The following is a 21686-nucleotide window of genomic DNA, read 5'->3' as shown; positions in this document are numbered from 1 at the left end:
GGGGGCTCGCCTGGTCAGTCCGCCACGCGCGCGGCGATGTCGGTGCGGTACTGCCCGCCGTCGAGGCGGAGCTGCCCGATCGCCTCGTACGCGCGGCGGCGCGCCTCGGCGAAGTCGTCGCCCAGCGCGACCACGTTGAGCACGCGGCCGCCCGTGGCGATGAGATGCGGCTCCGCGTCGTCGCCGGTCGAGCCGACCGCGGTCGCCGCGTGGGCGAGGTGCACGCCCGGCACGGATGCCGCGGCGTCCAGTCCGTCGAGGCGGCGCCCGGTCTCGGGCGACTCGGGATAGCCCTCGCTCGCGAGCACGACGGTCACCGCCGCATCGGGGCGGAACTCGGGGCGCGGCAGCTCGCCGAGCCTGCCCGTCGAGGCGGCGTAGAGCAGGCCCGAGAGGGGCGTCGCGAGGCGCGGCAGCACGGCCTGCGTCTCGGGGTCGCCGAAGCGCGCGTTGAACTCGATGACGCGGATGCCGCGGCTGGTCAGGATGAGCCCCGCGTAGAGCAGGCCGATGAACGGCGTCTGCTCCTCGGCGAGCTGCGTCACGGTCGGCTGGGCGATCGTCTCGATGACCTCGTCGACGAAGGCCTCTTCGCTGCCGAACCGCTCGTCGAGCCACGGCAGCGGCGAATAGGCGCCCATGCCGCCGGTGTTGGGGCCCTCGTCGCCGTCGCGGAGCCGCTTGTAGTCCTGCGCGGGCGAGAGCGGCAGCACGTTCGTGCCGTCGGACAGGAGGAAGAGCGAGACCTCCTGGCCGTCGAGAAACTCCTCGACGAGCACGGGGCCCTGCTGCAGGTAGTGCGCGGCGTGCGCGAGCGCCGCCTCGCGGTCCTCCGTGACGAGGACGCCCTTGCCGGCGGCGAGGCCGTCGGCCTTCACGACGTAGGGGGCGCCGAACTCGTCGAGCACCTCGGTCACCTTCGGCAGCGAGTCGACGAGGCTCGCGCGGCCCGTCGGCACGCCCGCCGACTCCATGATGCGCTTGGCGAAGGTCTTCGAGCCCTCGAGCGCGGCGGCCGCCTTGCCCGGTCCGAACACGGCGATGCCGCGCGTGCGCAGCGCGTCGGCGACACCCGCGACGAGCGGTGCCTCGGGGCCCACGACGACGAGCTCGATGTCGTTGTCCATCGCGTAGTCGGCGACGATCACGGGGTCGGTCGGGTCGAGCGCGATGGTGTCGACGCTGCCGCGCGCCGACGACGTGGGGGATGCCGCGATGCCCGCGTTCCCGGGCGCCGCCACGATCTCGTGGCCGGCCTCCTCGTCGAGCAGGGCGAGGATGATGGCGTGCTCGCGCGCGCCCGAACCGAGGACGAGGATTCTCACCCGCTCAGGCTACCGGACCCCCTCGATTCGGATCGGGCCCGTGACGGCCGCCGATGCTCCGCCGCATCGCGCCGTGCTGGGGGAGGATGGGGGGATGGTGCGCAGGATCGGGGACGTCGAGGGTCGTGACGCGGTCGCCGCGTTCGTCCGAGCGGAGGACGCGGCATCCGTCGACCGGACCACGCTCGCGTTCGCCGTGCGCTACACGCTGCAGCTGCTCGCGGAGCGCGCACCCGGCGGCACGGTCGAGGTGCGGGTGCCGCCGTTCGGGGCGGTCCAGTGCATCGAGGGCCCGCGTCACACGCGGGGCACGCCGCCGAACGTCGTCGAGACGGATGCCGCGACCTGGCTCGGCCTCGCCACGGGCTCGCTCGCGTGGGTCGACGCGCGTGCATCCGGTCGGGTGCACGCCTCGGGGCAGCGCGCCGACCTCGACGGCGTCGTGCCCGTGATCGACGCCGCTCGGCTCGCCTGACGCGCGGGCCGGGAGATCGCCCCTGCGGGTGGGGGAGAATGGGCGGGTGAGCGATGCCGACCGTCCCGATCCCGCCGAGTCCGACCCGAACGCCGGGGGCGCCGACGCGGGCGCGGTGTCGCCCGTCGACCCGGAGGCATCCGTCGGGGACGGCGCCGCACGCAAGGTCGAGCGCATGGACCTCGATCCCGAGACGGCCGAGCACCTCGAGACCGAGGTGACGAGCGACGCCGTGACGGTGCGGCGGTCGCCGCGCTACGGCAGCTTCCTGCTGCTCGGCGCTGCGCTCGGCGTGCTGGTCGCGCTGATCCTCACGTTCGCGTTCCCCGAGAACGACCAGTTCGACCGCGGCCAGGTGTTCGGATTCCTGCTGCTGTGGTGCGGTGCCGGCGGACTCGCCCTCGGGGGCGTCGCCGCGCTGGTCATCGACCGCGTGCTCTCGAGGCGCCGTGGCACGGCCGTCGCCGAGCACGAGTCGACGCACTACGTCGACGAGGACCCGGCGAGCTGACGCCGCGTCAGCTCAACTGCGTGCGCTCGACCCAGTCGAGGTACTCGGGCGTGACCGTGCCGGTCACGTACTCGCCGGTGAAGCACGACAGGTCGAGCTGCCCGATCGAGGTGCCCTCGGTGATCGCGGCCTGGAGGTCGGCGACCTCCTGGTAGATCATGTGGTCGGCGCCGAGTTCGCGGGCGATCTCGGGGATCTTCCGGTCGTGCGCGACGAGCTCGGCCCGGCTCGGCATGTTGATGCCGTACACGTGCGGGAAGCGCACGGGCGGTGCGGCCGAGGTGAACGTCACCTTGTTCGCGCCCGCGGCCCGGGCCATCTCGACGATCTGCTTCGAGGTCGTGCCGCGCACGATCGAGTCGTCGACGATGAGCACGTTCTTGCCCTTGAACTCCGTGCCCATGGCGTTCAGCTTCTGCCGCACCGAGCGCTTGCGCGCCGCCTGCCCGGGCATGATGAACGTGCGGCCGACGTAGCGGTTCTTGTAGAAGCCCTCGCGGTACTCGATGCCGAGCTTCTGCGCGACCTGCATCGCGGCGGGGCGCGAGGAGTCGGGGATCGGCATGACCACGTCGATGTCGCCCTGGTCCATGTGCGTCGCGATCGTGGTCGCGAGCCGGTCGCCCATGCGCAGGCGCGCCTCGTAGACCGAGATGCCGTTCATGACCGAGTCGGGGCGGGCGAGGTAGACGTACTCGAACGAGCAGGGCACGAGGCGCGGGTTCGCCGCGCACTGGCGCGAGATCATCTGCCCGTCGAGCGTGATGAAGATCGCCTCGCCGGGCTCGACGTCGCGCACGATCTCGTAGTCGCCGTTCTCGAGCACGAGCGACTCGGAGGCGACGATCCACTCGTCCTTGCCGGCATCCGTCGTTCGCTTGCCGAGGATGAGGGGCCGGATGCCGAACGGGTCGCGGAACGCGAGCAGGCCGTAGCCGGCGATCATCGCGATGACGGCGTACGAGCCCTCGACGCGCTCGTGCACGTGCGTCACGGCCTGGAAGACCTGGTCGGGGTCGAGGTCGAGGCCCGTGATCTGGCCCTGCAGCTCGGTCGCGAGCACGTTGAGCAGCATCTCGGTGTCGCTCGTCGAGTTCACGTGGCGGCGGTCGATGCGGAAGAGGTCCTCGGACAGCTCGCGGGTGTTCGTGAGGTTTCCGTTGTGGACGAGGATGATGCCGTACGGCGCATTCACGTAGAAGGGCTGGGCCTCCTCCTCGCGCTCGGCGGCGCCCTTCGTCGTGTAGCGCACGTGGCCGAGGCCCATCGAGCCGAGGAGCGAGCGCATGTCGCGCGTGCGGAAGGCCTCGCGCACCTGGCCGCGCGCCTTGTGGATGTGGAACACGGGGCCGTCGGCCGTCGCGATGCCCGTCGAGTCCTGCCCACGGTGCTGCAGGAGGAGGAGGCTGTCGTAGATCTGCTGGTTGACGGGCTCGGTGGAGACGATGCCGACGATGCCGCACATGCGAGCTAGGGCTCCTCGGGAGGTGGGTGAAGCGTCCGAGCTGGACGATACATCCTCGCATACGCGCGCGTGTGAGCCGGCTGAACGGATGCCGCTGCTCACGTGAGCGGGAGGCGGCTCGCGAGCGGGGCGCAGCACCCCGGACCGGCCCCGCGGCCGCGTCGCGGCCAAACGAGAAACCTATCCCGTCGTCGCCCTCCGCGAGCAGAATCTTCGGTTCCCTCTCGGCGCTTCTCGATTTCCCCGAAGGATGCCGCGGACCCTCCCCCCGAACGGGGGCCGTGTGCCACGCTTCCCGGCATTCGATATCTGCGGCGCGGCGACCTTTGGGGGGACCGCCGCCGCCTGCTCAGAAAGGGCTCACTCCATGAAGCTCACCTCAGTGCGCGCCGCGCTCGCCGGCGCCGCCCTCGTCGCCTGCGGGCTCCTCGCCGCGCCGACCGCCGCGTCGGCCGCGCCGCCCGCCGTGCCGCCGGGCGTCGACCAGCGCGCCGTTCCCGCGGCCGAACGTGCGGCGGCCGCCGGCTACTGGACGGCCGAGCGCATGCGCGCCGCCACGCCAGGCGACGTGCTCCTCGCCGGCAGATCGGCCTCGACGCCCGCCGCCGACGTCGCCGCCGGTGCGCCCGTCACGTACGGCAAGCCCGCCCCGACGCCCGAGGTCACGCCGATGGCGGCGAACGAGTCGCCCGTGCCGAACATCGGCAAGGTGTTCTTCACGCTGAACGGCCGCAACTACGTGTGCTCGGGCAACTCGGTGAGCTCGGCGAACGGCAGCGTCGTCGCGACGGCCGCGCACTGCGTGCACGGCGGAAAGGGCAAGTACGCGACGAACTGGACCTTCGTGCCGGCCTACGAGAACGGCTCGGCGCCCTACGGGCAGTGGGTGGCGACGAAGCTCGCCGCGCCGCAGCAGTGGACCAAGCGCGGCGACATCACCTACGACACGGCGTTCGCCACGGTCGGTTCGCTCGCGGGCAAGACCCTGCAGGCGACGGTCGGCGGCACCGCGATCTCGTTCAACCAGGCCCGGGGCCTCTCGTACGAGGCGTTCGGCTACCCGGCCGCCGCGCCCTTCAACGGCCAGACGCTGAAGTCGTGCGCCGGCACCGCGACCCCCGACCCGTACGGCCAGACGCAGTCGCAGGGCATCCCGTGCGACATGACCGGCGGCTCGTCGGGCGGTCCCTGGTTCCTCGGGAACGGCTCGCAGAACTCGGTGAACAGCTTCGGCTACAACAACATCCCGAACGTGATGTTCGGGCCGTACTACGGCTCGGTCGCGCAGTCGACGTACGCCACGGCGGCGGCGTCCTGATCGCCCGTCGAGGCCGCTGAGCGCGGCACCTGATCGCGAAGCGCCTCGCACCGAGGGACCGGTGCGAGGCGCTTCGTCGTGTGCGGATTCGGACGAAGGTCTTGCTTCTGGACTTTGTTTAGTACTAAATTAACGTTTTGACCCCGCAGGACGACCTGCCCCACGGACACAGAGGCATCGATGGCGATCCACTCCACCAACCGAACCGACGTCAACCGCTCGGCGATCCTCGCCCGGCTCGGCGCCGACGGCCCCGCCTCGCGTGCCGAGCTCGCCCGCGCCCTGGGTCTGTCGCCGGCCCTCATCACCCAGCTCGTGAAGGAGCTGCTCGCCGACGGCCTGCTCGTCGAGCTCGAGCAGGCACCCTCGAACGGCGGCAGGCCCGCGCGCATGCTCGGACTCGCGACGTCGGCCGGGCACGCCATCGGCGTCAAGGTGGTGGCCGACCACGTCGCGTTCGTCGAGGTCGGCGTCGACGGGCGCGTGGTGCGCTCGGCGAGCGAGCCGTTCGACGCGACGGCGAGCACGTTCATCGCCGAGCTCGTCCAGCGGATCCGGGGGTTCATCGCCGCAGGCGACGGGACCACGGTCCTCGGCCTCGGCGTCGGCGTGCCGGGCAGCGTGGACCGCGTCGGAAGCGGCGTCGTCGACTCGGCGCAGCTCGGCTGGACCGGGGTCGAGCTCGGCGACGCGCTGCGACGCGCCACCGGGCTCCCGGTCGTCGTCGAGAACAACGTCAACGCCCTCGCGGTCGCCGAGCGACTGTTCGGCCTCGGGCGATCGCACGACAACTTCCTCGTCGTCACGATCGGAACGGGCGTCGGCGCCGGCATCGTCGTCGACGGCAACGTGCTCCGCGGCGCCTCCGGGGGCGCGGGCGAGATCGGCCACACCCCGATCGCGGACGACGGCCCCCGATGCAGCTGCGGGAACGACGGATGCCTCGAGGCCTGCATCGGCGAAGGCGCGCTGGTTCGCGAGGCCCGTGAACACGGCGTGATCGCGCCGGACGGCGGCATCGACGACCTGCTCGCCGCCGCAGATGCGGGCGAGCCCGGGGCGATCGCGATCTACCGGCAGGCCGGCGGGCTGCTCGGCCGGACCCTCGCCGGGGTCGTGCACGCCGTCGACCCGGCCTTCGTCGTGGTCCTCGGCGAGGGCACCGCCGGCTGGCACCACTGGGCGCCCGGCTTCGAACCCGCGTTCCGCTCGCACCTCCTGCGCCACCGTCGCAGCCTGCCCGTCGAGATCGAGACCTGGCAGGACGAGAGCTGGGCGCAGGGCGCGGCCGCCCTCGTGCTCGCGATGCCGTTCGACGCGGCCGGGTCGGCGGGCGACCAGGGGCGCCTCATCCGCGAACGCCTCGTCGGACAGGCGGTTCGCCGATGACCGCGCTCATCGGCCGGGCCGCCGCCGAGGTCGGCGCCGAGGCTCGCCCGACGACCTCAGGCAGCCGGGCGCCGCGCCCGTCGGGCCGGCGCACGCGTCGCGCGAAGTACGCGCTCACCGTCCTCGCCTTCCTCCTGCCGAGCGCCGTGCCGCTCCTCCTCTTCGTCCTCGGCCCGATGGTCGCCGCCGCGTGGATCAGCCTCACCGAGTGGAACCTGCTCGCACCCGCGGAGTGGGTCGGCTTCGAGAACTACGCGAACCTGCTCTCCGACCCCGAGACCGCCGACGTGTTCCTGCACACGCTGTACTACATCGTCGGCTACCTGCCGCTCGTGTACGTCGGCGGACTCGCGATCGCCCTGGCGCTGAACACCGCGCTGCGCGGGCGCACGGTCCTCCGCGGCGTGTACTTCCTCCCCGTCATCACGAGCTGGATCGTCGTGGCGCTCGTCTGGCGGTGGCTGCTCAACCCGTCGAACGGCGTCGTGAACACCGTGCTCGCCTGGTTCGGCATCGACGGTCCGGGCTGGTGGACCGATCCCGCGTGGGCGATGCCCTCGATCATCCTCGCCTCCGCGTGGAAGGACCTCGGATTCGTCATGGTGATCCTCCTCGCGGGACTCCAGGCGATCGACCCCGAACTGCTCGATGCGGCACGCGTCGACGGCGCCGGATGGTGGCGTCGCCTGTTCTCGGCCACGCTCCCGCTGCTCTCGCCCGCCACGTTCTTCGTGATCGTCATCTCGCTCATCAACGGCTTCCAGGTCTTCGACCAGGTGTACGCGATGACCGGCGGCGGGCCGGGCGGCGCGACGCAGGTGGTCGTGCAGCAGATCTACGACCTGACGTTCCGGTACGGGAAGGCGGGCGAGGCGTCCGCGCTCTCCTGGCTCCTGTTCGTCGTGATCCTCGCCGTGACGGTCATCCAGATCCGCGGCCAGCGCAAGTGGGTGAACTATGGCTGAGACGATGCTCGCACCGACGACGGCTCGGGCCGGAGGCATCCGTCGCCGTACCGACGCCGCGCGCGCGGCGCTCACCAGGAGCGTGCTGCTGCACGTCGTGATGGTCCTCGGCGCGCTGGCGATGTTCTTCCCCTTCTACTGGACGGTCATCACCTCGCTGACGCCCGGCAGCGGGCTGAGCTCGACGCCGTCGCTGATCCCGGCCGACGCGAGCCTCGAGGCGTACCAGCGGCTCTTCGCCGACCTGCCGTTCGCCCGGGTCGTCGGCAACAGCCTGCTGCTCGCGACGATCACGACGCTCGCGCAGCTCTTCACGAGCGCCACGGCGGCGTACGCGTTCAGCCGCCTGCCGTTCCGCGGTCGCACGGTCGTGTTCGGCATCTACCTCGCGACGATGATGATCCCGTTGCAGGTGCTCGTCGTGCCGCTCTTCGCCGAGCTGCGCGCCTGGGGCCTCGTCGACACGTACCTCGGCGCACTGCTGCCGACGCTCGCCGCCGCCTTCGGGGTGTTCCTCCTCCGCCAAGCCATGAACCAGGTGCCGTTCGAGCTCGACGAGGCGGCGGCACTGGACGGCGCCGGTCACTTCCGGATCTTCTGGACCGTGATCCTGCCGAACATCCGCCCGGCGCTCGCGACCCTCGCGGTGTTCGCCTTCATGGGCAGCTGGAACAGCTTCCTCTGGCCGCTCGTCGTGCTGCGCTCGCCCGAGCTGCAGACGCTGCCCGTCGCCCTCGCCGGCCTCCAGGGCCAGTACACGACGCAGTGGGACATCGTCATGGCCGGCTCGGTCGTGAGCATCCTCCCGATGCTCGCCATCTACCTGTTCGCCCAGAAGTACGTCATCCAGGGGGTCGCGAACACCGGCCTCAAGTGAGGCCCGCGACAGCCCGTCACCACCACCCACCCACGCCTCACCCCTATCGAAGGAGATACGCACCATGAGGACCACAGCACTGGCCGGAGTCGGCATCGTCGCCGCCACCGCACTCGCCCTGACCGGCTGCTCGGCCGGAGACTCCGCCGGCGATGCCGACGGCCCCGTCACCATCACCTACACGAACTTCATCTCGAACGGCGGCAACGAGGAGAACCTCCAGGCCATCGTCGACGCGTTCGAGGAGGAGAACCCCGACGTCACGGTCGAGGTCACCACCCTGCCCTACGCCGACTACGGCACGGCGCTGCAGACCGACCTCGCCGCGGGCACCGTGTCCGACGTGTTCGACATCGAGTACGCGAACTTCGCGCAGTACCAGGCGAACGGCGTGCTCGCCGAGCTCGACCCCGAGGACCCGTCGGCCTACCGCGAGAGCGTGCTCGAGGCCTACCAGGCGGATGGCGCGCAGTACGCGCTGCCGAGCTCGTTCTCGACCGTCGTGCTCTTCTACAACGCCGACCTCTTCGAGGCCGCGGGCGTCGAGACGCCGACCGCCGACTGGACCTGGGCCGACGAGCAGGCCGCGGCCGAGGAGCTGACCGACGCGGGGGCCGGCGTGTGGGGCGACCACCAGCCCGTCAGCTTCTACGAGTACTACAAGGTGCTCGCGCAGAACGGCGGCGAGTTCCTGAACGAGGACGGTACCGCGGTCGCCTTCAACACGCCCGAGGGCGTCGAGGCCGCCGAGTGGCTCGTCGGCAAGAGCGGCACCGTGATGCCGACCATCGAGGACGGCCAGGGCACACCCGACTTCGACACCAACCTCTTCCTCGACGGCAAGCTCGCGATGCTGCACACCGGCATCTGGATGTTCGGCGCCTTCGCCGACGTGCCGTTCGGCTGGGACATCGCGGTCGAACCGGGCAACACCCAGCAGGCGAGCGCGCTCTTCTCGAACGCGGTCGGCGTCTCCGCCGGCTCGGAGCACCAGGAGGCCGCAGCAGCCTTCGCCGAGTACCTCACCTCGAGCGACGTCATGGTCCAGACCCGCCTCGACGCGGGCTGGGAGCTGCCGGCGACCTCCGATGAGGCCGCACTCGACAGCTACCTGACCCTCGGGAACCCCGAGAACCGCCAGGCGGTGTTCGACTCGCTCGAGAACGTCGCACTCCCGCCCGTCGTCGCCGAGGGGCAGCAGGAGATGCAGGACATCATGACCGAGGAGCTCGTCGAGGCGCAGGCCGGTCGCAAGAGCGTGCAGGACGCGCTCGACTCGGCCGAGGAGCGCATCAACGCCGCCATCGGCGGCTGACCGCTCGCACCGCACCCGGGGCCGGGCGTTCGAGCGCCCGGCCCCGCCCACCCACCACGCACGAAGGCAGCACCACGATGATCCTTCCCACGACCGACCGCACGGCCGAGCACGCCGACCTCGCCGCGCTCGTCGCCTCGAGCGCCGAGCTGATCGGCTCGCTCCAGGATGCCGACGGCGCCTACCCCGCGAGCCCCACGTTCTCGGCGTACGCCGGCTACAGCTGGTTCCGCGACGGCGCGTTCATCGCCGACGCGATGTCGGCGTACGGCCGAGCCGAGTCGGCTGAGCGGTTCTTCGACTGGTGCGCGCGGGTCCTCGAGTCGCGTCGCGACGAGATCGGCGCGATCGCGACCGCCGCCTCAGCAGGCCGACCGGTCGCGGACGCGGCGATGCTGCCCACGCGCTTCACGTTCGACGGTCGCGCCGGCGACGACGAGTGGTGGGACTTCCAGCTCGACGGCTACGGCACGTGGGTCTGGGCCGTCGCCGAGCATGTCCGCCGGCACGGCACGGATGCCGCGCGCTGGGCGCCGGCGATCGCGCTCACGGTCGACTACCTCGCGAGCTCGTGGCAGCGTCCCTGCTTCGACTGGTGGGAGGAGCACGCCGAGCACGTCCACGTCTCGACGCTCGGCTGCATCGCGGCGGGACTGCGCGCAGCGGCGTCGCTGGGCGTGCTCGACGTCGAGCGGGCCGCGCTCGCCGCGTCGGCCGCCCGAGACGTCGGGGCGTTCATCGAGGCGCGCGGCGTCGCCGACGGCCACCTCTCGAAGTGGATCGGGTCGACGGCCGTGGACGCGAGCCTCGCCGCGGTCGTCGGGGTCATGGAGGTCGTGCCCGCGGCATCCGCGCTCGGCACCGGCACGATCGCCGCGATCGAGCGGGACCTCGCCGTCGACGGCGGCGTGCACCGCTTCGTCGACGACACGTACTACGGCGGCGGCCAGTGGCCCCTGCTCTCGTGCTTCCTCGGCCTCGCGCACGCGCGGGCCGGCGACATCGACCGGGCGCGCGCGCTCCTCGCGTGGGCGGCGAGCACGGCCGGCCCCGGCGGCTCGATGCCCGAGCAGGTCGAACGCCACCTCCTCGCCCCGACGCGCGTCGAGGAGTGGATCGAGCGCTGGGGCACGTCGGCCGACCCGCTGCTGTGGAGCCACGCCATGCTCATCCGACTCGCCGTCGCACTCGACGGCGCGCCCCGCTCCGCATCCTTCCCCGTGTCCGCATCCGCCCCGCAGGAGTCCCCCGCATGATCCGCCATCGCCCGCTGGGCTCCGGCCACCCGTACTCGATCGACACCGAGCAGCGCTGGCCGCTCGATCCGGTGGCCGGCGAGCCCCTGCGGCTCGGAGTCCGTGCGACGTCCGACGTCGAGTCCGTCGAGGCCGAGATCGAGATCACGGATGCCGCGGGCGGGCGGCGCATCGAGCGACTTCCGCTCGCGCGCGTCGCACGCACCTCGCGCGGCCAGACGATCGACGGCGGGCACCTCGCCTCCGCGCAGGCGCGGCTCGCCCGCAGCGCGGGCGGCTGGGCGGTCGAGTTCCCCGCGCCCGAGGCGGGCAGCGCCATCCGGTACCGGTTCGTCGGCCGCACGGCCGACGGTGACGAGCGGCGAACGAGGCGCTTCGAGACCGTCGTCTCAGGTTGGACGGATGCGCCCGAGGACGTCGTCGCGACCGCCGGCGCGAACCGCGTCATCCCGGGCACCGTGCAGGTGCTGACCGACGGCGCGCGCGTGCGTCGCATCCGCTTCGCCCTGCCGCTCGCCGACGGCGAGCACGTCACGGGCTTCGGCGAACGGTTCGACGCGCTCGACCACCGCGGCGCCGAGCTCGACTCGGTCGTGTTCGAGCAGTACAAGAGCCAGGGCGCCGAGCGGAAGACGTACCTGCCCATGCCGTTCGCGCACGTCGTCGGCGGCGAGGGCTGGGGCTTCCATGTGCGCACGTCGCGCCGCGCGTGGTTCGACGTGGGCGCGAGCGAGCCCGACCGTCTGGTCGTCGAGGTCGAGACGGACGCGGCGGCCGGCGAGCCCGCGGTGACCGTCGCCGTCTACGACGGCGACCCGACCGCCGTGCTCGACGCGTTCCTCGCCGAGGTCGGCCGCCCCGAGGAACTGCCCGACTGGGTGTTCCGGCTCTGGGCGAGCGGCAACGAGTGGAACACGCAGGCCGAGGTCGTGCGCCAGATGGACCTGCATCGCGAGCACGACGTGCCCGTCGGATCGGTGGTCATCGAGGCGTGGAGCGACGAGCGCACCTTCACGGCCTTCCGCGATGCCCGCTACGACGTGTCCGAGGACGGCTCGCCGCATCGGCTCGCCGACTTCGAGTTCCCGGCGGATGGCGCGTGGCCCGACCCGAAGGGCATGGTCGACGACCTGCACGCGCGCGACATCCGGGTGCACCTCTGGCAGATCCCGCTGCTCAAGGCCCGCCCGCACCCGACCGGGCAGGCGCGCGCCGACGCGCGCGCCGCCGAGCGCGAGGGCGTGCTGATCCGCGAGCCGAACGCGCGCGGCGAGCTGCGTCCGTACCGGAACCGCGGCTGGTGGTTCCCGCTCTCGACGATGCCCGACCTCACCGACGAGCGAGCAGCGCGGTGGTGGACCGAGAAGCGCCGGTACCTCGTCGAGGAGGTCGGCATCGACGGCTTCAAGACCGACGGCGGCGAACATGCATGGGGTCGCGAGCTCGCCTACCTCGACGGCACGCGCGGCGACGAGGGGAACAACGTGTTCCCGGTCGCCTACGCGAAGGCCTACGGCGACCTGCTGCGGTCGGCCGGCAAGGCCCCGGTGACGTTCAGCCGCGCCGGCTTCACGGGGTCGCAGGCGCACGGCGCGTTCTGGGCCGGCGACGAGAACTCGACGTGGGAGGCTTTCCGCTGGTCGATGTTCGCCGGGCTCTCGGCGGCGGCCAGCGGCATCCTCTACTGGGGCTGGGACCTGGCGGGGTTCTCGGGCGAACTGCCGAGCGCCGAGCTGTACCTGCGGGCGACCGCGGCGTCGACCTTCGTGCCGATCATGCAGTACCACTCGGAGTTCAACCACCACCGCACGCCCTCGCGCGACCGCACGCCGTGGAACCTCGCGGAGCAGACGGACGACGACCGGGTGCTCCCCGTCTTCCGCGCGTTCGCGCACCTGCGTGAGCGCCTCGTGCCGTACCTCGCCGGCGAGGCCGCCGAGAGCGTCCGCACGTCGGCGCCGCTCATGCGCCCGGTGTACTTCGACCACCCGGGGTGGCATGGTGCGTGGACCCACCCGCTGCAGTGGTTCCTCGGTCGCGACCTCTTCGTCTCGCCCGTGCTGACCGAGGGAGAGACGGTGCACGAGGTCGCGTTGCCGCCGGGGGAGTGGGTCGACGTGTGGACGGGCGAGCCGGTGACGGGCGACGCCATCGTCCGGGTCGACGTGCCGCTCGACCGGATCCCGGTGTTCGTACGGGCCTCGGCCCGGCCGGCATTGCGGGAGGTGTTCGCACCGCGCGCGTAGCGCGGCACTACCGCGCGTGCAGCTCCACGAACGTCCGCAGCATCCGGCTCGGCTCCGAGACGACCGCACGCGCGGCCGCGGCGAGCGTGAGCTCGAGCTCGCCGTCGGCGAAGTACCCGTAGCTCGCGTACGCGCGGATGCGCACCTCGATGCCCGCGAGGTCGAGCTCGGGATGGAACTGCGTGGCATACACGTTCGTGCCGACGCGGAACGCCTGCACCGGGCAGGTCGGCGACGAGCCGAGCAGCGTCGCCGACGGAGGCAGCGCGCGGATCGCCTCCTTGTGCCCGACGAACGCGTTGAACGTCTCCGGCAGCCCGGCGAGCAGCGGGTCCGCGGCCCCGGCCTCCGTGAGGGTGACCGGAACCACCCCGATCTTCTCGGCGAAGTGGTCGTCGATCACGGCGCCCTGGTGCGCGCCGAGCGTGCCGACACCGTAGCAGGCGCCGAGGAACGGGAAGTCGCGCGCGACGACCTCGTCGAGCAGGGTCGCGAACTCGGCCTCGACCCGATGCTGCACGGCCGACTTCCGCTCGGGCGGGTCGGAGGCGTTGAACGGCCCGCCGCCGACGAAGATGCCCGACAGTGCGTCGAGGTCGAGCCGCGGCATCCGCTCGGCCTCGAGGCGGACGCGGATGAGGTCGCGCTCGTCGAGCCCGGTGCCGCGCAGGAAGAGGGCGTACTCCTCGTCGGCGGGCTTGTCCTCCGCACGGGTGGCGAGGAGCACGAACGGCTTCACGGCCCCACGATACGCGCGGCGCTCGCCCCGTGTCAGTACTGCGAGGGCGTGGGCAGCACGGCCATGGTGCAGCGCGACACGCAGACGAGCCGGCCCTGCTCGTCGGTGATGCGGATGTCCCAGACCTGCGTCGTGCGGCCGCGCGTGATCGGGCTCGCCTCGGCGTACACCCACCCCTCGGACACCGGGCGGACGTGGTTCGCGTTGATCTCCATGCCGACGCAGTAGTACTGCGCAGGGTCGACCGTGAACGACGCGCCCCAGCTCGCGAGCGTCTCGGCGAGGGCGACGGACGCGCCGCCGTGCAGCACGCCGGCCGGTTGGCGCGTGCGGTGGTCCACCGGCATCCGCCCCTTCAACGACCCCTCGGTGACCTCGGTCATCTCGATGCCGAGGGCGCGGATCAGGGCGTGCTCGCCGCGCGAGTTCGCCCACTCCAGTGAGGGCTCGCCGAACCAGATGCTCATGGGGTCGAGTCTGCCACGCGGCGTCAGGCGAGCTCGGCGATGATGGGATGGATCGCGTCGTCGAAGGCCGCGGCATCGGACCGCAGCGTGTCGGTGACGGCGACGGTCTTCTCGCCGATCCACCAGATTCCGGATGCCGCGAGCGGCAGCACCTCGACGTTCAGCTCGAACGAGTGCGCGCGCCGGCCGACCTCGCGCTCGTGCTCGGCGATCGATCCCGCGTAGGCGCGGTACGTGTCGCCCGAACGGGCGGCGGACGCCGTACGGTAGCGCTCGTGCGCCCACTCGGCCCAGGCGAGCCCGGCCTCGGCGTGCGGGCGGATGGCGGCGGCCAGCGCCTCGGCGCCCGAGACGGGCAGTGCGACGGCGGTGCCGAATTCCTCGACGAGCTCGAGCGGCACGGGCGAGGGATGCGCCTCGGGTTCGACGGTCATCGACCACCACTCGCGCCACTGCTTCTCGAGCGCGTCGTGCGCATCGACGTCGCGCGCCCCCTCGGGGCCGATCCGCCCCACGTCGCGCAGGCGTGGAAGCTCGGCGGGCGACGCGACGCCGAGCACCTCTCGCAGATAGAGGGCGAGGAGTGCTCCGGTGCTCGCATTCTCGCGAATCACCCACGATGGAGTGGCACCCGCGTGCATGCACGGATTCTACCGCCGGCCTCCGACAGCGGACCCGAGCGCCGCGCGCCGCGCGGGTACCCTTGACGGGTGAGCGCGAACTCGTCCTATGCCGCTGCCGGAGTCGACACCGCCGCCGGCGACCTCGCCGTCGAGTTGATGAAGGAGGCGGTCGCGAAGACCCATGGGCCGAACGTCCTCGGCGGCGTCGGCGGCTTCGCCGGCCTCTACGACCTCTCGTTCGCGAAGGACTACACGCGCCCCCTGCTCGCGACCTCGACCGACGGCGTCGGCACCAAGATCGCGATCGCGCAGGCGCTCGACCTCCACGACACGATCGGGCAGGACCTGGTGGGCATGGTCGTCGACGACATCGTCGTGGTCGGCGCGACCCCGCTCTTCATGACGGACTACATCGCGTGCGGCCGGGTCGTTCCGGACCGCATCGCGTCGATCGTCACGGGCATCGCCCGTGCGTGCGCCGAGACCGGCACCGCGCTCGTCGGCGGCGAGACCGCCGAGCACCCCGGCCTCATGGGCGTCGACGACTACGACGTGGCGGGCGCGGCGGTGGGCGTCGTCGAGGCCGACCGAGCGCTCGGCGCCGAGCGCGTGGAAGACGGCGACGTCGTGATCGCGATCGAGTCGAGCGGACTCCACTCCAACGGCTATTCGCTCGTGCGGCACATCCTCTCGAACGCGGGGCTGGGGTACACGGGCGCCTCGGCCGACCTCGGCACGACCTGGGGGGAGGCACTCCTCGAGCCCACACGGCTCTACTCGGGCCCGCTCGTGAAGCTCCTCGCGCACGAGCGACTCGGCACGGCCGTGCACGCGCTCTCGCACGTCACGGGCGGCGGCATCGCCGCGAACCTCGCACGAGTGCTGCCGCGCGGCTCGTGGGTCGAGGTCGATCGGTCGACCTGGTCGCCGCAGCCCGTGTTCCGCGTGCTGAACGACCTCGCGGGCACGACCCTCGAGTCGACCGAGGGCACCTGGAACCTGGGCGTCGGCTTCTTCGCGGTCGTGGCAGCGGATGCCGCGGACCCCGTCATCGCGGAGCTCGGCGCCCTCGGCCTGCCCGCCTGGCAGGTGGGCACGGTGTCGACCGCGGAGCGCGACGCCGCGGCATCCGGGTGGGAACAGGGCGCCAAGGGCGTGGACGGCGGCGCCGTCCGCCTCGTCGGAACCTACGCGGACTGAACGCGTGCGCGCCGCGATCTCGATCGGGCTCCCGGGCACCACGCCGCCCGAGACGCTCCGCGCGCTCGCCCCGCGACTCGAGCGCCTCGGCTTCGAGACGCTCTGGCTGAACGACGTTCCCGGGGGCGACTCGCTCGCCGGGCTCCGCGCGGTCGCCGAGTCGACGGAATCCCTCCGCCTCGCGACGGGCGTGATCCCGATCGATCGGCGGCCCGTTGCGAGCCTCGACCTCGCGGGCATCCCCGCAGGTCGCACGACGTTCGGCATCGGGTCCGGCGGCGCGCGGCATCCCGTCCGCGCCGTCGCCGAGGCCGTCGCGGCGCTGCGTGCGCGCACCGACGCCCGGATCGCGGTCGGCGCGCTCGGCCCGCGGATGCGACGGCTCGCCGCCGAGGCCGCGGACGACATCGTGCTGAACTGGCTCACCCCCGCCGCCGCGGCCGAGGCGATGTCCGACCTGCGCCGCGACGCGGGCGACCGGATCGGTCGGGTGCGCGGCGTGCTCTACGTCCGCACGATCTCCGACGGCGCCGCGCGCGCGGCGCTGCAGAAGGAGGCCGACCGCTACGGCTCGTACGCGTCGTACGCGGCGAACTTCGCGCGGCTCGGGATCAGCCCGATCGACGCGACGATCAACCGGGAATCCGCCCTGCACGCGTACGACGGCGTCGTCGACGAGGTGGTGCTCCGCGCCATCACCGCGGGCGGCAGCCTCGAGGAGCTCGAACGGTTCGCGGACGCCACGGCGGAATGGCGCGCAGCGCAGCCGGAGGTCTGAGTCGCCCGGAGGCATGGACGCATCCGCCGTGCGCGCCGACGCACTCGCGGTCGCACCGCGGGCACGCGGCATCGACGTGCGGGCGCGCACGAGACCCGGACGCGGCGACCCATCCGGGTGCGCCGCTCAGCCGGGGATGATCAGGAGCGGTGGGATCCGTCGTCGGGGACGTAGGAGTCGTCGTCGGCGTACTCCGCCCACTTCGCCAACTCCTCGTCGGTGTGGTCGTGATGCGAGCCCGTGAGTTCGCGTTCGAGCGCACTGTAATCGGTGGCCGGGCTGAAGTACTTCAGCTCCCGAGCGACCTTGGTGTGCTTGGCTTTCTGACGGCCGCGCCCCATGCGTGACCCCCTTACGACGTCTGGCCGGATGGGATGGACGTCACCCGGCTCTTTGATATGAACAATCCCGGCTGGTAGTTTACCACCGCCTCGGGGGCCGATCGGATGCCACGGCGGCGCTGTGGAGCGGCTGTGGAGGCCGCGAAGTGGCCCGGAGCACCCCTCCGGACATGGTGGGATGGTGGGGTGGATGCGATCCCCGACCGCGTGAAGGTCGCGGTGATCGGTGCCGGACAGGCGGGGCTGTCTGTCGCCTTTTACCTGCGACGCTTCGAACTCGTCGCCGACGAGGACTTCGTCATGCTCGATCGCGCCCCCGGACCGGGTGGCGCGTGGCAGCACCGTTGGTCGTCCCTGCGCCTGGGCACGGCGCACCGGGTGAACGACCTGCCGGGCATGGGGGAGCTCGGCATCAGCTTCGAGACCGCCGACCGCACGCTCCCGGCCAAGGAGGTCGTCGCGGACTACTACGGCAGGTTCGAGGAGCACTACCGGCTGAACGTGCATCGCCCGGTCGACGTCAGGCGCATCACCAACGACGGCGTCGACCTGCGCATCGAGTACGAGGACCTCAGCCCGCAACCCGTCGAGGAGCTGAAGAGCCGCGGATTCTTCGGCCGTCGGCGCAAGACCTTCGAGGCGGCCGCGCCGCCGCCCGCTCCGCGCGGCGAGCTGCGAGCCCAGTTCCTGGTGAACGCCACGGGCACGTGGGGCTCGCCGTTCGTGCCCTACTACCCGGGCATGGGCGACTTCCGCGGCCGCCACCTGCACACGTCCGACTTCACGTCGGCCGAGGACTTCCGCGACGAGAACGTCGTCGTCGTCGGCGGCGGGACCTCGGCCATCGGCTTCATGCTCGAGCTCGAGGGCGTGGCATCCGGCCTCACGTGGGTGTCGCGCCGACCGATCGACTGGCTCGACCGGCAGGAGCTCGATCTCGAAGGCGCGTCGGCCGCGGTGTCGAGGCAGGACGAAGCGGCCCGCGCCGGGCGCGCACTCCCGTCGATCGTCAGCGGCACGGGAGTTCCGAAGAACCGCCGCATCGCGGCCGGCATCGACCGGGGCCTCCTCGTCGCCAAGCCGATGTTCGACCGCATCGAGGCCGACCGCGTGGTCTGGTCGGACGGCAGCGAGGCGAAGGCCGATGCCATCATCTGGGCCACGGGCTTCCGCCCGGAGTTGCGGCACCTCTCCCCGCTGAAGCTCCGCGAGAAGGCCGGCGGCGTCACCGTCGGGCAGGGAGCCGCCTGGCAGGATCCGCGTGTCTTCCTCGCCGGTTACGGACCGCAGGCCTCGACGATCGGTGCGAGCCGCGCCGGTCGGATGATCGCGCGCCAGATCATGGCGATGATCTAGCGGACCCGGCGCGCGTTCAGCGCACGAGCAGGTAGAGCCCGAGCGCCGCGCCGATGCCGAGGGCGAGCGTGACGAGCACGTTGAGGATCGCGGCGCGCCAGCGACCGCCGTCGGCGAGTTCGATCGTCTCGACGCACCACGTGCTGAAGGTCGTGAGCCCCCCGCAGAAGCCGGTGACGAGCACGAGCCGGAGGTCGTCGGAGACGGCGGCGCGCTCGGCGAGCCCGATGACCGCGCCGGCGACGCCGGACCCCACGACGTTGACGACGAGGATGCCGCCCGGCAGGTGCCCCGGACGGACCGGATACGCCTTCGAGAGGAGGTACCGGACGACCGCGCCGACGGCACCCGCGACGAGCACCGCCGCGACGACGAGCGCGCTCACAGCGTCGCCCCGTCGTCGGTGACCTCGGTCGGCATGGGGCGGTGCGCGAGCGACGAGCCGAGCTTCAGCCCGGCCGCCGCGAGTGCGAGCCCGGCGACGAGCGAGACGCCGAGATAGAGCGCGGCGAGTCCGGTCGCATCCTCATGGTCGAGGATCGCGACCGCACCCATCACCGCCGAGAGCGTCGTGAACGATCCGATGACGCCGGAGCCGACGCCCGCCTTGAGCCAGCCGGGCGTCGACGGGCGGGTCCAGAGCCCTCCGGCGAGCCACCCGAGTACGAACGTGCCGACCAGGTTCGCGATGAACGTCGACCAGGGGAAGCCGTCGTCGGCGTGCGGCAACACGGTGTCGAGTGCGAGGCGGAGGCCCGTGCCGACGAGGCCGCCGAGGAAGACCGCGAGGGAGGGAGGCACCCGTCGAGGCTACGCCGTGGCGGGCGCAGCGGGCGGCAGCACCCACACGTTCGACTGGAGCCAGGTGCCCGCGGGGTACTCGAACTCCTCGACGCCCTCGAGCACGAACCCGGCGCGGCGGCACAGCGCGTTCGACGCGTCGTTGTCGAGGCGCGGATACGCGGCGATCGGACGGCTCGCGTCGACGGCGTGCGCCGCCTCGATCAGCGACTCGAGCGCCGCGCGCGCGACACCCCGACCCTGGTGGGCGGCCTGCACGGTCCAGCCGACCTCGAACATCCGTCGGTCGCCGTCGTCGTCGTGCGGCCAGAAGCCGATCGCGCCGATGCCCTCGGGATGTTCCGGCGTCACGATCGCGTACATCTGCGACGAGCCGTCGCGCCATCCGCGAAGGTATCGCGCATGGCGTGCGACGAGCTTCTCGTCGCTCTCGGGGCCGCCGAGGTGCTCCATGAGCTCGGGTGCGTTGTTGCGCACGAGCAGGTCGAGGTCGCCCTCGGACCAGGGGCGCAGCGCGACATCCGTCATGCGTTCATGCAAGCGGATGCCGCCGACATCCGCGTGCCCGTCACCGCTGCGCGAGCTCCTGCAGGACCTCGGCGCGCACGTCGGCGAGCCGGGTGCGCAGCAGCGACACCGTGTCGGCGTTCACGCGGCCTCGGTTCGCCTGATTGCGCAGCTCGACCCGGATCTGCTGGCGGAACTCGGTGATGGCGAGGTCGGCCTCGTGCATGGCGCGCGACGACTCGGCGGTCGGCTGCGGGGTGGCCGGTTCGGTGGAGGCGGCCTTGCGCGCCTCGCGCGCGGCGCTCGCCAGCTCGGCCCGGAGCGTCCGCATGGCCGAGTCGACCTCGGCGCGCACGCCGTCGGCGAGGCGACGGATCGAGTCGGTCATGTCGTCCTCGATGGCGTCGAGCTCGTGTCGACGCGACTCGAGTTCGGCGCGGCCTGCGTCGGTGATCTCGTACACCGACTTGCGGCCGTCGGTGCGCTTGGTCACGAGCCCCTCCTCCTCGAGCTTGGCGAGGCGCGGGTAGATCGTGCCGGCGCTCGGCGAGTACGTGCCGCCGAACCGCTCGGACAGGGCCTGGATCAGCTCGTACCCGTGACGTGGCTGCTCCTCGAGCAGGGCGAGCAGGTAGAGGCGCAGGTTGCCGTGCGCGAACACCGGCGGGTTCATGCCGAGGCCTCGCCGGAATCGGCGGGAGCCGTCGCCGGCTGGCGCCGGATCACCGAGATGCTGCCCGACACGCTGTTCGCGCCGAGGTCGAGCCACGTGCCCTCGAGTTCGCCCGTGACGCGCTCGAAGCCCTTGCCCAGCGTGCCCTTGATCTGCGTGTCGTCCAGCAGCAGCTTGCCGCTCACCGTGTTCACGCGGTAGCGGGCGCCGCTGCCGGGATCGAAGCGCAGCGTGAGGTCGCCCGACACGGTGTTCGTGTCGACCCGGCTCGGCGTGCCCTTCGCGTCGAGCACCATGTCGCCCGAGACCGTGTCGACGTTGAACGAGCCGACCTCGCCGGTGACGGTCACGTCACCTGAGACGGTGTGCGCCGTGACCCTGCCGGTGTGGTCGCCGACCGAGATCTCGCCCGAGACGCTCGAGCACTCGACGTCGCCCGCATGGTTGTCGATGACGAGGTCGCCCGAGACCGAGCTGAACTTGCCGTCGTTGTCGAAGCCCGACACGAGGGCGTCGCCCGAGACCACGCCGAGCTTCATGGCGACGTGCCGCGGTGCGAGGATCGACACCTCGGCCTTGGCGCTGCCGGTGAAGCCCTTGAACACCTCGAGGAAGTTGTCCCACCGCAGCTGGGGGTGGTCGATCTCGAGCGAGTCGCCGTCGATCCGGATCATCAGGTCCTTGCCGGTGACGTTCGACACCTCGACGCGCGCGCCGGGTTCGTCGTGCGCGATGACGTCGACCTTGCCGCCGATGAGGCTCACCTTGAGCTTGCGGACGAGTTCGAGGTCGATGACCCGGCTCTCACCGGGGTTCACGACCCACTTCTCGATGGCCATGTGCGTGCTCCTTCTGCTGGGTGTGAAACTCACGATATATCGCGTTGACTGTCAAGTCAAGATATATCGCGTTTCGACACGCGGCGAGCGCAGAGCGAACGCGGGCGGAGGTCGCGCCCGCGACATCCGCTTGACCTTGACGCTACGTCAAGTTCTACCGTGGAGTCCGCACGCAGGACACGAGAGTGGAGTCCGCACGCAGGACACGAGAGAGGAGGCA

General features: G+C 71.9%; 23 protein-coding genes. 12 read left to right on the top strand and 11 right to left on the bottom strand.

The genetic code is table 11. From position 1 onward, the window contains the following. Nucleotides 1-14 precede the first annotated feature (14 nt). Nucleotides 15-1325, bottom strand: coding sequence for a phosphoribosylamine--glycine ligase (purD, locus tag ACIQH8_RS08595; protein ID WP_400997153.1), 1311 nt, complete (start codon nt 1323-1325; stop codon nt 15-17). A 94-nt stretch (nt 1326-1419) separates the two neighbouring features. On the opposite strand from purD, the gene ACIQH8_RS08590 reads away from it, so the two are divergent. After that, nucleotides 1420-1800 (top strand): sterol carrier family protein, encoded by a 381-nt coding sequence (locus tag ACIQH8_RS08590; protein WP_400997150.1) that lies wholly within the window; start codon nt 1420-1422, stop codon nt 1798-1800. Nucleotides 1801-1846: 46 nt separating this feature from the next. Then, nucleotides 1847-2311, top strand: coding sequence for a hypothetical protein (locus tag ACIQH8_RS08585; RefSeq protein WP_400997147.1), 465 nt, complete (start codon nt 1847-1849; stop codon nt 2309-2311). Nucleotides 2312-2318: 7 nt separating this feature from the next. On the opposite strand, the gene purF is transcribed toward ACIQH8_RS08585, so the two are convergent. Next, complete coding sequence (gene purF, locus ACIQH8_RS08580) at nt 2319-3776, bottom strand: amidophosphoribosyltransferase (RefSeq protein WP_400997144.1); 1458 nt, start codon at nt 3774-3776, stop codon at nt 2319-2321. 367 nt (nt 3777-4143) lie between these two features. Between purF and ACIQH8_RS08575 the strand changes: the two genes are divergently transcribed. From ACIQH8_RS08575 to ACIQH8_RS08545, 7 genes are all read left to right on the top strand, one after another. Beyond that, entirely contained in the window at nt 4144-5094 is a 951-nt protein-coding gene (locus ACIQH8_RS08575) for a trypsin-like serine peptidase (RefSeq protein ID WP_400997141.1), read from the top strand. A gap of 180 nt (nt 5095-5274) precedes the next feature. After that, entirely contained in the window at nt 5275-6483 is a 1209-nt protein-coding gene (locus tag ACIQH8_RS08570; protein WP_400997138.1) for an ROK family protein, read from the top strand. Next, nucleotides 6480-7448: a carbohydrate ABC transporter permease gene (locus ACIQH8_RS08565; protein ID WP_400997135.1), complete on the top strand. Its 969-nt coding sequence runs from the start codon at nt 6480-6482 to the stop codon at nt 7446-7448. The genes ACIQH8_RS08570 and ACIQH8_RS08565 overlap by 4 nt, the downstream gene beginning before the upstream one ends. Further along, nucleotides 7441-8325, top strand: coding sequence for a carbohydrate ABC transporter permease (locus ACIQH8_RS08560; protein ID WP_400997133.1), 885 nt, complete (start codon nt 7441-7443; stop codon nt 8323-8325). The genes ACIQH8_RS08565 and ACIQH8_RS08560 overlap by 8 nt, the downstream gene beginning before the upstream one ends. Before the next feature lie 64 nt (nt 8326-8389). Then, nucleotides 8390-9640, top strand: a complete 1251-nt coding sequence (locus tag ACIQH8_RS08555) for an ABC transporter substrate-binding protein (RefSeq protein WP_400997131.1) — start codon at nt 8390-8392, stop codon at nt 9638-9640. Nucleotides 9641-9717: 77 nt separating this feature from the next. Further along, nucleotides 9718-10896, top strand: coding sequence for a glycoside hydrolase family 15 protein (locus ACIQH8_RS08550; protein ID WP_400997129.1), 1179 nt, complete (start codon nt 9718-9720; stop codon nt 10894-10896). Beyond that, nucleotides 10893-13142 carry a TIM-barrel domain-containing protein gene (locus tag ACIQH8_RS08545; RefSeq protein WP_400997126.1) on the top strand — a complete coding sequence of 750 codons (2250 nt, stop codon included), beginning with the start codon at nt 10893-10895 and terminating at the stop codon, nt 13140-13142. Before ACIQH8_RS08550 ends, ACIQH8_RS08545 begins: the two co-directional genes overlap by 4 nt. A gap of 7 nt (nt 13143-13149) precedes the next feature. Here ACIQH8_RS08545 and ACIQH8_RS08540 read toward each other — a convergent pair whose 3' ends face one another. From ACIQH8_RS08540 to ACIQH8_RS08530, 3 genes are read right to left on the bottom strand one after another with little or no spacing between them, the layout of a single operon-like run. After that, a complete protein-coding gene (locus ACIQH8_RS08540; RefSeq protein ID WP_400997124.1) occupies nt 13150-13881 on the bottom strand; it encodes a glutamine amidotransferase in 732 nt (243 codons plus the stop codon). Between the two features lie 32 nt (nt 13882-13913). Beyond that, entirely contained in the window at nt 13914-14348 is a 435-nt protein-coding gene (locus ACIQH8_RS08535; RefSeq protein WP_155050701.1) for a hotdog fold thioesterase, read from the bottom strand. 23 nt (nt 14349-14371) lie between these two features. Further along, a complete protein-coding gene (locus ACIQH8_RS08530) occupies nt 14372-14989 on the bottom strand; it encodes a zinc-binding alcohol dehydrogenase (RefSeq protein ID WP_400997121.1) in 618 nt (205 codons plus the stop codon). A gap of 69 nt (nt 14990-15058) precedes the next feature. Between ACIQH8_RS08530 and purM the strand changes: the two genes are divergently transcribed. Beyond that, the gene (purM, locus tag ACIQH8_RS08525; protein WP_400997118.1) at nt 15059-16171 is read left to right on the top strand and encodes a phosphoribosylformylglycinamidine cyclo-ligase; all 1113 of its coding nucleotides are present in this window, start codon (nt 15059-15061) and stop codon (nt 16169-16171) included. A gap of 4 nt (nt 16172-16175) precedes the next feature. Beyond that, the gene (locus ACIQH8_RS08520; RefSeq protein WP_400997115.1) at nt 16176-16949 is read left to right on the top strand and encodes an LLM class flavin-dependent oxidoreductase; all 774 of its coding nucleotides are present in this window, start codon (nt 16176-16178) and stop codon (nt 16947-16949) included. Nucleotides 16950-17089: 140 nt separating this feature from the next. Here the strand turns inward: ACIQH8_RS08520 and ACIQH8_RS08515 are convergent, their stop codons facing one another. Then, a complete protein-coding gene (locus ACIQH8_RS08515) occupies nt 17090-17290 on the bottom strand; it encodes a DUF3073 domain-containing protein (RefSeq protein ID WP_400997113.1) in 201 nt (66 codons plus the stop codon). Between the two features lie 186 nt (nt 17291-17476). Between ACIQH8_RS08515 and ACIQH8_RS08510 the strand changes: the two genes are divergently transcribed. Next, nucleotides 17477-18646: an NAD(P)-binding domain-containing protein gene (locus ACIQH8_RS08510; protein ID WP_400997111.1), complete on the top strand. Its 1170-nt coding sequence runs from the start codon at nt 17477-17479 to the stop codon at nt 18644-18646. 16 nt (nt 18647-18662) lie between these two features. Here ACIQH8_RS08510 and crcB read toward each other — a convergent pair whose 3' ends face one another. Genes crcB through ACIQH8_RS08485 form a run of 5 tightly spaced genes read right to left on the bottom strand, consistent with a single transcriptional unit; the run spans nt 18663 to nt 21466 of the window. Beyond that, nucleotides 18663-19031, bottom strand: a complete 369-nt coding sequence (gene crcB / locus ACIQH8_RS08505) for a fluoride efflux transporter CrcB (RefSeq protein WP_400997108.1) — start codon at nt 19029-19031, stop codon at nt 18663-18665. Further along, nucleotides 19028-19447, bottom strand: a complete 420-nt coding sequence (locus ACIQH8_RS08500) for a CrcB family protein (protein WP_400997106.1) — start codon at nt 19445-19447, stop codon at nt 19028-19030. Before ACIQH8_RS08500 ends, crcB begins: the two co-directional genes overlap by 4 nt. 9 nt (nt 19448-19456) lie before the next feature. Beyond that, nucleotides 19457-19975, bottom strand: coding sequence for a GNAT family N-acetyltransferase (locus tag ACIQH8_RS08495; RefSeq protein WP_400997103.1), 519 nt, complete (start codon nt 19973-19975; stop codon nt 19457-19459). 40 nt (nt 19976-20015) lie between these two features. Beyond that, nucleotides 20016-20627 carry a helix-turn-helix transcriptional regulator gene (locus ACIQH8_RS08490; protein ID WP_400997101.1) on the bottom strand — a complete coding sequence of 204 codons (612 nt, stop codon included), beginning with the start codon at nt 20625-20627 and terminating at the stop codon, nt 20016-20018. Then, nucleotides 20624-21466: a DUF4097 family beta strand repeat-containing protein gene (locus tag ACIQH8_RS08485; RefSeq protein WP_400997099.1), complete on the bottom strand. Its 843-nt coding sequence runs from the start codon at nt 21464-21466 to the stop codon at nt 20624-20626. The genes ACIQH8_RS08490 and ACIQH8_RS08485 overlap by 4 nt, the downstream gene beginning before the upstream one ends. Nucleotides 21467-21686 lie beyond the last annotated feature (220 nt).

Source organism: Agromyces sp. GXQ0307, assembly GCF_044769845.1.
GTDB lineage: Bacteria > Actinomycetota > Actinomycetes > Actinomycetales > Microbacteriaceae > Agromyces.
This window is presented reverse-complemented; position numbering and strand designations above follow the sequence as displayed.

Bases quoted from the DNA above. Each gene is read 5' to 3' on its own strand.
- ACIQH8_RS08590 (WP_400997150.1), top strand. From the start codon at position 1,420: ATGGTGCGCAGGATCGGGGACGTCGAGGGTCGTGACGCGGTCGCCGCG.
- purF (WP_400997144.1), bottom strand. From the start codon at position 3,776: ATGTGCGGCATCGTCGGCATCGTCTCCACCGAGCCCGTCAACCAGCAG.
- ACIQH8_RS08575 (WP_400997141.1), top strand. From the start codon at position 4,144: ATGAAGCTCACCTCAGTGCGCGCCGCGCTCGCCGGCGCCGCCCTCGTC.
- ACIQH8_RS08570 (WP_400997138.1), top strand. From the start codon at position 5,275: ATGGCGATCCACTCCACCAACCGAACCGACGTCAACCGCTCGGCGATC.
- ACIQH8_RS08565 (WP_400997135.1), top strand. From the start codon at position 6,480: ATGACCGCGCTCATCGGCCGGGCCGCCGCCGAGGTCGGCGCCGAGGCT.
- ACIQH8_RS08560 (WP_400997133.1), top strand. From the start codon at position 7,441: ATGGCTGAGACGATGCTCGCACCGACGACGGCTCGGGCCGGAGGCATC.
- ACIQH8_RS08555 (WP_400997131.1), top strand. From the start codon at position 8,390: ATGAGGACCACAGCACTGGCCGGAGTCGGCATCGTCGCCGCCACCGCA.
- ACIQH8_RS08550 (WP_400997129.1), top strand. From the start codon at position 9,718: ATGATCCTTCCCACGACCGACCGCACGGCCGAGCACGCCGACCTCGCC.
- ACIQH8_RS08545 (WP_400997126.1), top strand. From the start codon at position 10,893: ATGATCCGCCATCGCCCGCTGGGCTCCGGCCACCCGTACTCGATCGAC.
- ACIQH8_RS08535 (WP_155050701.1), bottom strand. From the start codon at position 14,348: ATGAGCATCTGGTTCGGCGAGCCCTCACTGGAGTGGGCGAACTCGCGC.
- ACIQH8_RS08530 (WP_400997121.1), bottom strand. From the start codon at position 14,989: ATGCACGCGGGTGCCACTCCATCGTGGGTGATTCGCGAGAATGCGAGC.
- ACIQH8_RS08515 (WP_400997113.1), bottom strand. From the start codon at position 17,290: ATGGGGCGCGGCCGTCAGAAAGCCAAGCACACCAAGGTCGCTCGGGAG.
- ACIQH8_RS08495 (WP_400997103.1), bottom strand. From the start codon at position 19,975: ATGACGGATGTCGCGCTGCGCCCCTGGTCCGAGGGCGACCTCGACCTG.
- ACIQH8_RS08490 (WP_400997101.1), bottom strand. From the start codon at position 20,627: ATGAACCCGCCGGTGTTCGCGCACGGCAACCTGCGCCTCTACCTGCTC.
- ACIQH8_RS08485 (WP_400997099.1), bottom strand. From the start codon at position 21,466: ATGGCCATCGAGAAGTGGGTCGTGAACCCCGGTGAGAGCCGGGTCATC.